The following is a 10,362-nucleotide window of genomic DNA, read 5'->3' on the forward strand; positions in this document are numbered from 1 at the left end:
CGCCTCCGCTCACGTCGGTCAGGCGCCGAGTTCGCGAACCGCCTGGGCGAACGCGTCACCGCGCTTGTTGTAGTTGGCGAACATGTCCATGGAGGCGCAGGCCGGGGCGAGCAGCACCGTGTCGCCGGCGGCGGCGAGCCGCTGTGCCTCCTGGACAGCCGCGAGCATCGCCCCAGTGTCGGTCCGGTCGAGGTCGACGACGGGTACTTCCGGGGCGTGTCGCGCGAGGGCTTCCCGGATGAGCGCACGATCGGCGCCGATCAGCACCACGCCCCGAAGTCGCTTTGCCGACTTGGCGACGAGTTCGTCGAAGGTGGCGCCCTTGGCGAGTCCGCCGGCGATCCACACGATCGACTCGTAGGCCGCCAACGAGGCTTCCGCCGCATGGGTGTTGGTGGCCTTGGAGTCGTCGATGTACGCGACCCCGTCCACATCGGCCACGTGCGCGATGCGGTGCGCGTCGGGCGTGAAGGCCCGCAGCCCGTCCCGTACGGCCTTGGCGGGCACCCCGAAGGCGCGCGCGAGGGCAGCGGCGGCAAGGGCGTTGGCGATGTTGTGCGGGGCGGGCGGGTCGACGTCCGAGACCTCGGCGAGTTCCTGCGCGTTGCGCTGCCGGTCCTCGACGAAGGCACGGTCGACCAGGATGCCGTCCACGACGCCGAGTTGGGACGGCCCGGGACTGCCCAGCGTGAACCCGATCGCCCGGCAGCCCTCCTCGACGTCGGCCTCGCGGACCAGGTCCTCGGTGGCCTTGTCGGCGACGTTGTAGACGCAGGCGACCCGATTGCCTTCGTAGATACGGCCCTTGTCGGCGGCGTACGCCTCCATCGAGCCGTGCCAGTCGAGGTGATCGGGCGCCAGGTTGAGCACGGCGGCGGAGTGGGCGCGCACCGAAGGCGCCCAGTGGAGCTGATAGCTCGACAGTTCGACGGCGAGGACGTCGTACTGCTCGTCCCCGAGTACGGCGTCCAGGACCGAGACGCCGATGTTGCCGACGGCCGCCGTGCGCAGGCCGCCCGCCTTCAGGATCGAGGCGAGCATCTGGACGGTGGTGGTCTTGCCGTTGGTGCCGGTGACGGCGAGCCAAGGAGCCGCCTCGGGGCCGCGCAGGCGCCAGGCCAGCTCCACGTCCCCCCACACCTCGACGCCCGCCTCACGGGCCGCCGTGAACAGCGGCTTGTCGGGCTGCCAGCCGGGGGCGGTGACGATCAGTTCGGTGCCTTCGGGCAGGGTCGCACCGTCGCCGAGGCGCACGGTGATGCCGAGCGCCTCCAGGTCGGCGGCCTGGGCCCGGGAGCGCTCGTCGTCGCCGTCGTTGACGACCGTGACGAGCGCGCCGAGACCGTGCAGGACCTTGGCCGCCGGGATCCCGGAGACACCGAGTCCGGCGACGGTGACGTGCTTGCCCTCCCAGGAGAGCCCCTGACCGTCGGTCACTTTTCCGCTGCCCATCCCGCGTAGAAGAGGCCCAGGCCGACGATCACGCAGATGCCCTGGATGATCCAGAAACGGACCACCACGAGCACTTCGGACCAGCCCTTGAGTTCGAAGTGGTGCTGGAGCGGGGCCATACGGAAGACCCGCTTGCCGGTGAGCTTGAAGGAGCCGACCTGGATGACCACCGACATGGTGATGAGGACGAAGAGGCCACCCATGATGGCGACCAGCAGCTCGGTGCGGGAGAGGATCGCCAGACCGGTGAGGACACCGCCGAGGGCCAGCGAACCGGTGTCCCCCATGAAGATCTTGGCCGGCGAGGTGTTCCACCACAGGAAGCCCAGGCAGGCCCCCATCAGCGCGGAGGCGATGACCGCGAGGTCGAGCGGATCGCGCACTTCGTAGCAGGCGTTCGGGTTGGTCAGGGTCGTCGCGTTGGCGCAGGACTCCTGGAACTGCCAGACACCGATGAAGGTGTAGGCGCCGAAGACCAGCACCGAGGCACCGGTGGCCAGGCCGTCCAGACCGTCCGTCAGGTTCACGCCGTTCGACATCGCGAGGATCATGAACAGCGCCCAGATCACGAACAGGATCGGGCCGATCTTCCAGCCGAAGTCCGTGATGAACGACAGTTTCGTGGAGGCCGGGGTGTTGCCGCGGGCGTCCGCGAACTGCAACGACAGCACCGCGAAGCTGATGCCCACGATCAGCTGACCGGCCATCTTCGCCTTGGCCCGCAGACCCAGCGAACGCCGCTTGACGATCTTGATGTAGTCGTCGAGGAAGCCGACCAGGCCCATGCCGACCATCAGACCGAGCACCAGCAGACCCGAATAGGTCGGCGTGTAACCGGTGATGACCTTGGACAGGAAGTACGCGGCGACCGTCGCGAAGATGAAGGCGATACCGCCCATCGTCGGCGTACCGCGCTTGCTGCCGTGCGTGCGCGGGCCGTCGTCCCGGATGTACTGGCCGTAGCCCTTGCGGGCCAGCAGCTTGATCAGCAGCGGGGTACCCACCAGGGTCAGGAACAGACCGATGACTCCTGAGAACAGGATCTGCTTCATCATCGGACGGCAACCCCACCCTCGGTACCGGCCTCGACGAGCGCCTGCGCCACGCTCTCCAGACCGACCGACCGGGACGCCTTCACGAGAACGACGTCTCCCGGGCGCAACTCGCTGCGCAACAGGTCGACCGCCGCCTGTGCGTCGGACACGTGCACCGACTCCTCACCCCACGAACCCTCGTTATATGCGCCCAGTTGCAGCCAGGACGCTTCCCTGCCCCCGACCGCGACGAGCTTGCCGACATTGAGCCGGACGGCCAGCCGTCCGACCGCGTCGTGCTCGGCGAGCGCCTCGTCCCCGAGCTCGGCCATCTTGCCGAGCACCGCCCAGGTCCGCCGCCCCCTGCCCATGGCCGCGAGCGCGCGCAAGGCGGCTCGCATGGACTCGGGGTTCGCGTTGTAGGCGTCGTTGACGATGGTCACGCCGTCCGAACGCTCGGTGACCTCCATCCGCCAGCGGGAGAGGGAGCCCGCTTCGGAGAGCGCGGTGGCGATCTCGTCTGCGGACATGCCCAGCTCATGGGCGACGGCGGCCGCGGCGAGCGCGTTCGACACGTGGTGCTCACCGTACAGGCGCATGGTCACTTCGCTGCACCCGGAGGGTGTGTGAAGGCTGAAGGCGGGCTGTCCGCTGTCCGTGAGTCTGACGTTCTCGGCCCGTACGTCCGCTTCGCCGGACTCTCCGAAAAGGATCACCTTCGCCTTCGTACGGGACGCCATGGCCCGTACGAGCGGATCGTCCGCGTTGAGGACCGCGACGCCGCCTTCTTCTACTGAAGGGAGCGCCTCTACGAGTTCACCCTTTGCCTGCGCGATCTGCTCCCGGCCGCCGAACTCCCCGATGTGGGCGGTGCCGACGTTGAGGACGAGGCCGATCTGCGGGGGCGTCAGATCCGTGAGATAGCGGATGTGACCGATTCCGCGGGCGCCCATCTCCAGGACGAGGAACCGCGTCTCGGCGGTGGCGCTCAGCGCGGTCAGCGGCAGCCCGATCTCATTGTTCAACGATCCCGGCGTGAACACTGTGGGCGCCTTGCGGGCGAGCACCTGGGCGATGAGGTCCTTGGTGCTGGTCTTGCCCGCCGAGCCGGTGAGGGCCACGAGGGTCGCGCCGAGCCGTCGTACGACATGACGGGCGAGGGCGCCCAGGGCGCTCTGGACGTCGTCCACGACGATCGCGGGCACGCCGACCGGGCGGGACGCCAGGAGGGCCACCGCGCCCGCCTCGACGACCGCGTCCGCGAAGTCGTGGCCGTCGACGTGCTCGCCGACGAAGGCGACAAAGAGGCTGCCGGGTTCCACTTCCCTGGAGTCGCGGACCACCGGGCCGGTGACCTGGACGGACGGATCCGGTATGTCGTGCGTCTGCCCGCCGACGACTGCTGCGATCTCGGCGAGGGAGAGGGCGATCACAAGTTCATCCCTGGGTCTTCTGGATAGCTTCGCGAAGCACCTGGCGGTCGTCGAAGGGACGGACCACTCCGGCGATGTCCTGGCCCTGCTCATGGCCCTTGCCCGCGACCAGCACGGTGTCCCCCGGCCGTGCGCGGGCGACGGCGGCGGCGATGGCGGCGGCCCGGTCCTCGAAGACCTGGACCTCGCCGCGCTCGTGCGCGGGCACGGACGCCGCCCCCCGGAGCATGGCCGCGAGGATCGCGAGGGGGTCCTCGGAGCGGGGGTTGTCCGATGTCAGTACGGCGGTGTCGGCGAGCCGCGCCACGGCGGCACCCATGGGCTCGCGCTTGGTCTTGTCCCGGTCCCCGCCGCAGCCGAGCACGACGTGCACCTTGCCCTCGGTGACCTTGCGCAGCGCGCGCAGAACCGATTCGACGGCGTCCGTCTTGTGGGCGTAGTCGACGACCGCGAGATACGGCTGCCCGGCGTCCACGCGCTCCAGCCGCCCCGGCACGCCCGGCACGGCGGCGATGCCGTCGGCGGCGAGCTGCGGGTCGAGGCCCGCGGTGGCCAGGGCGGCGATCGCGGCGAGGGTGTTGGCCACGTTGAAGGAGCCGGCCAGCGGCGATCTCGCGGTGATCAGCTCGCCCTTGGGGCCGACCGCGGTGAACGTCGAGTCCATTGGGCCGACTTCGACGTCCTCGGCGCGCCAGTCGGCGTCCGGGTCGCCCTCGGCGGAGTAGGTGGTCACGGGAACCGTGGCCTCGCGCGCGAGCCTGCGGCCGTACTCGTCGTCGAGGTTGACCACTGCCTGCCGACTGCGCAGCGGTGTGAACAGCTGCGCCTTGGCCTGGAAGTAGTCCTCCATGCCGGAGTGGAACTCCATGTGCTCCGGGCTGAGGTTGGTGAAGACCGCGATGTCGAAGACGCAGGCGTCGACCCGGCCGAGGACCAGCGCGTGGCTGGAGACCTCCATGGCCACCGCGTCGACCCCGCGCTCGCGCATGACCGCGAACAGGGCCTGGAGATCGGTGGCTTCGGGGGTCGTGCGCTCCGACTTGATGCGTTCGTCGCCGATGCGCGTCTCGACCGTGCCGATCAGACCGGTGGACCGGACCGTTTTCAGCCCGCCCTCCACGAGGTAGGCGGTGGTCGTCTTCCCGGAGGTGCCGGTGATGCCGATCTGGAGCAGATCACGGCCGGGGTGGCCGTAGATCGTGGCCGCCAGCTCGCCCATCTGCCCGCGCGGATCGGCAACGACCAGCACCGGCAGGCCCGTTGCCGCCGCGCGGTCGGCGCCGGCCGGGTCCGTGAGGACGGCGACGGCGCCGAGGCCGGCCGCCTGGGTGACGAAGTCGGCGCCGTGCAGACGGGCGCCGGGCAGCGCGGCGTACAGGTCGCCGGGGCGGACCGCGCGCGAGTCATGGGTGATGCCCGTGATCTCCGCTGTCGTGGTCGGCGGCTCGGCGGCGGCCAGTTGGTCGGCGAGTTCCGCGAGGGGTGTGGCGGAGAGCTGCGCCGGCCTGGGCGGCCCCGGGTATGTCACGGATGCGCCCTTCTGGGGTGGTTGGGACTGATCGGCGGTTGGCACGGCGGTGAGCGTACCGGGCGCACCGGCCGAGGGGCGAAGCGAGGGGCGGGGCTCGCCCTGGTTCCCGGAATGGGAAGTGATCATGGTCACGGATCGGTTCCTGGCTGTTGCGCTGATCAGGGAGTGAAGGTCACGGGCAGGTTCGCGGCCTTCGCCCCGGTGGGCGGGACCTGGAGGGTCTTGAGGGCGAACTCCATCACCTGCTTGTAGATCGGACCGCAGATCTGACCGCCGAAGTAGCTTCCGCTGGTGGCGTTCTGGATCGCGCAGTAGACGGTGATGCGGGGGTTGTCGGCGGGCGCGAACCCGGCGAACGACGAGGTGTAGCCCTTGTACTTGCCGGTGGCCGGATCCACGCGGTTGGCGGTGCCGGTCTTCCCCGCGACCCGGTACCCCGGAATCGCGGCCTTACCGCCGGTGCCCTGCTCGTCGTCCACCACGGACTCCAGCATCTGGGCGAGGGTCTTCGCCGTCTTCGCACTGATGACCCGGGTCTTCTTGGGCGTGGCGGCCGGTGTGAAACGGCCGTCGGGCCCCTTCGTGCCGCGCACCAGGGTGGGTTCGACGCGGACTCCGCCGTTGGCGACCGTCGAGTAGACGGAGGCCGCCTGGAGCGCGTTGAGGGACATGCCCTGGCCGAAAGGAATCGTGTACTGCTGCGAGGTCGACCACTTGGAGGCGGGCGCGAGGATGCCCTTGGTCTCGCCGGGGAAGTCGAGCCCGCTGTAGCTGCCGATGCCGAACTTGCGCAGATACGAGTACAGGACCTCGTTGGCCTCGGGCTGGGTCTTGCCGAGCTGGCCGGCCGCCTCGATGGTTCCGATGTTGCTGGACTTGGCGAGGACGCCGTTCAGCGTGAGGTTCCAGGTCGCGTGGTCGACGTCGTCCTGGAAGAGGCGGTCGCCGCGGTGCAGCCGGTTCGGCACGACGACATGCGTCAGCGGGGTGGCCACGTTCTCCTGGAGCACGGCGGCCATCGTCATGACCTTGGCGGTGGAACCGGGCTCGTAGGCGTCCTGGAGGGCCGCGTTGCCCAGGGAGGCCGCGTTGGCCTGGGCGAGGTCGTTCGGGTCGAAGCCGGGCGCGTTGGCCATGGCGAGGATCTCTCCGGTGCGGGTGTCCTGCACTATCACGTACCCGCGGTCCGCCTTGGACTTCTTCACCTGCTCCGTGATGGCGTTCTGCGCGGCCCACTGGATGTCGCGGTCGATGGTCAGCTCGACGTCGGAACCAGGCACCGCGGGCGTCTCCGTGGAGCCCGCCGTGGGCACCTGGAGGCCGCCGGACTGGGCGTAGCGGACCTTGCCGTCCTTGCCGGTCAGATCCTTGTTCAGCTGCTGCTCGACCCCGCCGCCGCCCTTGCCGTCGGCGTTGACCCAGCCCAGTATCCCGGCGGCGAGATCGCCGTTCGGGTACACGCGCTTGGTGGTGGGGACGGCGAGGACACCGGCAAGGACGTTGACGGTGGTCGGATCGGTTCCGGACTTGGTGGTGAGCGCGCTCTTCAGATCCTTGATCTGCTTCCACACCTGCGGGGTCTGCCGGTTGGCGAGCACCACGTAGCGCAGGTTCTTGTTCGCGGGCCTGAGCTTCTTGACGATCGAGGCCTGGTCCACGCCGAGGATCGGGGCGAGGAGCGCGGCCGCCTGTTCGGGCCCGTCGTCGATCTTGAGCTGCTTGCGGGTGAAGAGCGTCGGGTCGGCGGTGATCGTGTACGCGTCCACGCTGGTCGCGAGGGCCACTCCGGAACGGTCGGTGATCTCACCGCGCTCGGCGGCCAGCACGTAGTCGACGTACCGGTTCTGCGCGGCCTTGGCGGCGTACGCGCTCGCGTCGACGGCCTGCACCTGGAGCAGTCGTACGACGAACGCGATCAGGACGAGGGTCAGCGCGAGGCTGATCATGCGCAGCCGGGGGCGGGGGCTGCCGAGCCGGAGGGAGCGCGGGCCTCCCGGGCGGGCGGCAGGAGCGGCCGGTGCCGGGCGGCGGGCCGGGCGGGCGCCGGGCCCGGGGCGGCGCCGGGCATCGGGCCGTTCGGGCCTGGCCGGTCCGGGCACTCGGCGGCGCGGCGGTTCCCTGTCGGACACTTCCGTCACCTGCCGGGTGTAGTCGGGGTGGAGGACTGAACTGTCGTGGACTGCGCGGGCTTTACGGGCGGCACGGACCGGGCCGGAGTGGGCGTGGGGGTGATCACGGGTGCCGCCGCGCCGGCCGCGGGGGTGGGGCTCGGGCTCGGCCTGCTGATGAGCGCCTCGGGGGCGAGCACCGCGGGGGTGCTCACGGTCTTCTCGGCGGTGGCCTGCTCCGGGACACCCTTCACGGTGCCGTTCGGGTCGAGGAAGGCGGGGTCTCCCCCGGGCACCATGCCCAGTTCATGTGCGCGGCGCTGGAGGGCGTCGGGGGCGGAGTAGGCGTCCACGTCCCGCTGGAGAGCCTGCTCCTCGTCGGTGAGGCTCTTCGTCTGCTTCTGGAGGTCGTCCAGCTTGAACTGCCCTTCGCTGAGCGCGGAGTTCAGCACGAGCAGCGCGATCAGACCGCCGCCGAGGAGAAGCACGACAAGGAGGACGAACGGGGTCCGGGCCGCCTGGATCCCGCCCGACTGCGCGGGCCCGGTCGGGAAGAGCCGCGCCAGCCGGGCGGCCCTGCCCCTCAGTTCGGGTTTCCTACTCACTCACGCACCCCGCACCCCAACACCCCGCACCGACTTGGTACGTACTCACCCGATGTCCTCCCTGATGCGCTCGGCCCCCCGCAGCCGCGCGGGTGCCGCCCGCCGGTTCTCGGCGACCTCTTCCTCGGTGGGAAGTTCGGCACCGCGCGTCAGGAGCTTGAGCCGGGGCTGGTACTGCTCGGGCACAACAGGCAGCCCAGGAGGCGCGGTATTGGCGGCGCCGGCCGCGAACACCTGCTTCACCAGGCGGTCTTCGAGCGAGTGGTACGACAGGACGGCGATCCGGCCGCCCACGGCAAGGGACTTCACGGCGGCGGGGATCGCCCGCTCCAGGACGGACAGTTCGCCGTTGACCTCGATGCGCAGCGCCTGGAAGGTGCGCTTGGCCGGGTTGCCGCCGGTGCGCTTGGCGGCCTGGGGCAGCGAGTCGCGGATCAGCTCGACGAGCCGCGCGCTGTTGCTGAACGGCTCCTTGTCGCGTTCCCGTACGACCGCGGACACGATCCGCTTGGCCTGCTTCTCCTCGCCGTACGCCCGCAGGATGCGGACGAGTTCACCGGGCGCATAGGTGTTGAGGACCTCGGCGGCGCTGATGCCGGTCGTCTGGTCCATGCGCATGTCGAGGGGCGCGTCCTGGGCGTAGGCGAAGCCGCGGTCGGCCTCGTCCAGCTGCATGGAGGAGACGCCGAGGTCGAACAGGACGCCCTCCACGCGCGCGAGGCCGAGTCGCTCCAGTACGTCGGGCAGTTCGTCGTAGACGGCGTGCACGAGGGTGGCGCGCTCCCCGAAGGGGGCGAGGCGCTCGCCGGAGAGGCGCAGGGCCTCCTTGTCGCGGTCCAGGGCGACCAGGCGGGCCTCCGGGAAGCGGGTGAGCAGTGCCTCGCTGTGGCCGCCGAGGCCGAGCGTGCAGTCGACGACCACCGCTCCCGGCCGCTCCAGGGCGGGTGCCAACAGGTCCAGGCACCGCTGGAGCATCACCGGGACGTGTCGACTGTTGCTCAAGGGGCCCTCTCAGGTCCGGCGGGCCCGTACGCACCGCCGGGTCCCCGCCCGCTCACGAAGGGGAGGCCTGCCGGCGCCGGAAGCGTCAGCCGACCGGGAGCGGGAGGAGGCCGAGCCGTACGTACGCGCCGCGCACGTGGGGAGAATCCGGAAAGTCGCCGGAGCCTCCGGGAAAAGTCCAGCAGGGAGGCCTCGCCTCCCGCTTCGCGCAACTTTAGTCCACGCTGTCTCACGGTCAATCAACCGGCCTGCGCGTCGCGGGCCGGGGTGCGTGCGAAGCCTCAAACCGGGAAGAATCACCCACGCGGGCGCACCCCCGCCACCCGTGTGGGTTACCTCACAAGAGGACACGATGACGCCCTTTTTCCCATCTCACACCAAGACCGCACCGCCGGTGACCAGTACCGTCATAGGTATGACGACCTCCGCATCCGTACCCACAGAGTCCGAAGGCGCCATAGCCCACGGCGGGACCGTGACGGACCGCCTTGTCGACGCCAACGCCCAGTACGCTGCCGAATTCACCGATCCCGGAATGGACGCCCACCCCGTCCTCCAGGTGGCGGTCGTGGCCTGCATGGACGCCCGTCTCGACCTGCACAAGGCGCTCGGCCTCCAGCTCGGCGACTGCCACACCATTCGCAACGCGGGGGGTGTCGTCACCGACGACGTCATCCGCTCCCTCACCATCAGCCAGCGGGCGCTCGGCACCCGCAGTGTCGTGCTCATCCACCACACCGGCTGCGGCCTGGAGTCCCTCACCGAGGAGTTCCGGCACGACCTGGAGATGGAGGTCGGCCAGCGCCCCGCCTGGGCGGTGGAGGCCTTCCGGGACGTGGAACAGGACGTACGGCAGTCCATGCAGCGTGTGCGCACCTCGCCGTTCCTGCTGCACACTGATGATGTGCGCGGCTTCGTGTTCGACGTGAAGTCGGGTCTGCTGCGCGAGATCGACCCCGCCTGACGCGCCCGCCCGCCCCGAAAATTTCGAAAAGCTCAGCACTGGGACCGCCCAAAAGGTCGTAAGACCCGACAAAGCGAAGGCAGTTGTCCACAGGCGAGTGACACGAACCGGTAACGGCAACAAGAATGCGGGTGTGGCGTCACGCGGAACTTTTCCCGCGTGCCGTCCGTGTTTCGGGGTGGGCCGATCCGCAGCGCGCGCGTCGGCCCATGGAAAGAACGGGCCGAGGAGGG

Annotated in this window: 8 protein-coding genes; 1 reads left to right on the top strand and 7 read right to left on the bottom strand. The window is 70.0% G+C overall.

Translation table 11 applies throughout. The features are described 5' to 3' along the window. Positions 1 to 18: 18 nt before the first annotated feature. From murD to rsmH, 7 genes are all read right to left on the bottom strand, one after another. Positions 19 to 1,452 (bottom strand): UDP-N-acetylmuramoyl-L-alanine--D-glutamate ligase, encoded by a 1,434-nt coding sequence (gene murD, locus JHN45_RS11925; RefSeq protein WP_201049015.1) that lies wholly within the window; start codon positions 1,450 to 1,452, stop codon positions 19 to 21. Then, positions 1,434 to 2,504, bottom strand: coding sequence for a phospho-N-acetylmuramoyl-pentapeptide-transferase (gene mraY, locus JHN45_RS11930; protein WP_201049031.1), 1,071 nt, complete (start codon positions 2,502 to 2,504; stop codon positions 1,434 to 1,436). Before mraY ends, murD begins: the two co-directional genes overlap by 19 nt. After that, positions 2,504 to 3,919 carry a UDP-N-acetylmuramoyl-tripeptide--D-alanyl-D-alanine ligase gene (murF, locus tag JHN45_RS11935; RefSeq protein ID WP_201049016.1) on the bottom strand — a complete coding sequence of 472 codons (1,416 nt, stop codon included), beginning with the start codon at positions 3,917 to 3,919 and terminating at the stop codon, positions 2,504 to 2,506. The genes mraY and murF overlap by 1 nt, the downstream gene beginning before the upstream one ends. Positions 3,920 to 3,923: 4 nt before the next feature. Further along, entirely contained in the window at positions 3,924 to 5,447 is a 1,524-nt protein-coding gene (locus JHN45_RS11940; protein ID WP_201049032.1) for a UDP-N-acetylmuramoyl-L-alanyl-D-glutamate--2,6-diaminopimelate ligase, read from the bottom strand. Positions 5,448 to 5,608: 161 nt separating this feature from the next. Next, entirely contained in the window at positions 5,609 to 7,579 is a 1,971-nt protein-coding gene (locus JHN45_RS11945; RefSeq protein ID WP_307783085.1) for a penicillin-binding protein 2, read from the bottom strand. Positions 7,580 to 7,584: 5 nt separating this feature from the next. Then, positions 7,585 to 8,163 (bottom strand): septum formation initiator family protein, encoded by a 579-nt coding sequence (locus JHN45_RS11950; protein ID WP_201049018.1) that lies wholly within the window; start codon positions 8,161 to 8,163, stop codon positions 7,585 to 7,587. Between the two features lie 45 nt (positions 8,164 to 8,208). Next, positions 8,209 to 9,165 carry a 16S rRNA (cytosine(1402)-N(4))-methyltransferase RsmH gene (gene rsmH, locus JHN45_RS11955; protein ID WP_200711558.1) on the bottom strand — a complete coding sequence of 319 codons (957 nt, stop codon included), beginning with the start codon at positions 9,163 to 9,165 and terminating at the stop codon, positions 8,209 to 8,211. Positions 9,166 to 9,580: 415 nt separating this feature from the next. Here rsmH and JHN45_RS11960 point away from each other — a divergent pair, with 415 nt between their 5' ends. Beyond that, positions 9,581 to 10,129: a carbonic anhydrase gene (locus JHN45_RS11960; RefSeq protein ID WP_200711559.1), complete on the top strand. Its 549-nt coding sequence runs from the start codon at positions 9,581 to 9,583 to the stop codon at positions 10,127 to 10,129. The last annotated feature ends 233 nt before the right edge of the window (positions 10,130 to 10,362 follow it).

Origin of the sequence: Streptomyces sp. MBT53, assembly GCF_016654115.1 — a bacterium.
Taxonomy (GTDB): Bacteria; Actinomycetota; Actinomycetes; order Streptomycetales; family Streptomycetaceae; genus Streptomyces.

Coding starts and splice junctions, on each gene's coding strand:
- JHN45_RS11960 (WP_200711559.1), top strand. CDS start 9,581: ATGACGACCTCCGCATCCGTACCCACAGAGTCCGAAGGCGCCATAGCC.
- murD (WP_201049015.1), bottom strand. CDS start 1,452: ATGGGCAGCGGAAAAGTGACCGACGGTCAGGGGCTCTCCTGGGAGGGC.
- mraY (WP_201049031.1), bottom strand. CDS start 2,504: ATGAAGCAGATCCTGTTCTCAGGAGTCATCGGTCTGTTCCTGACCCTG.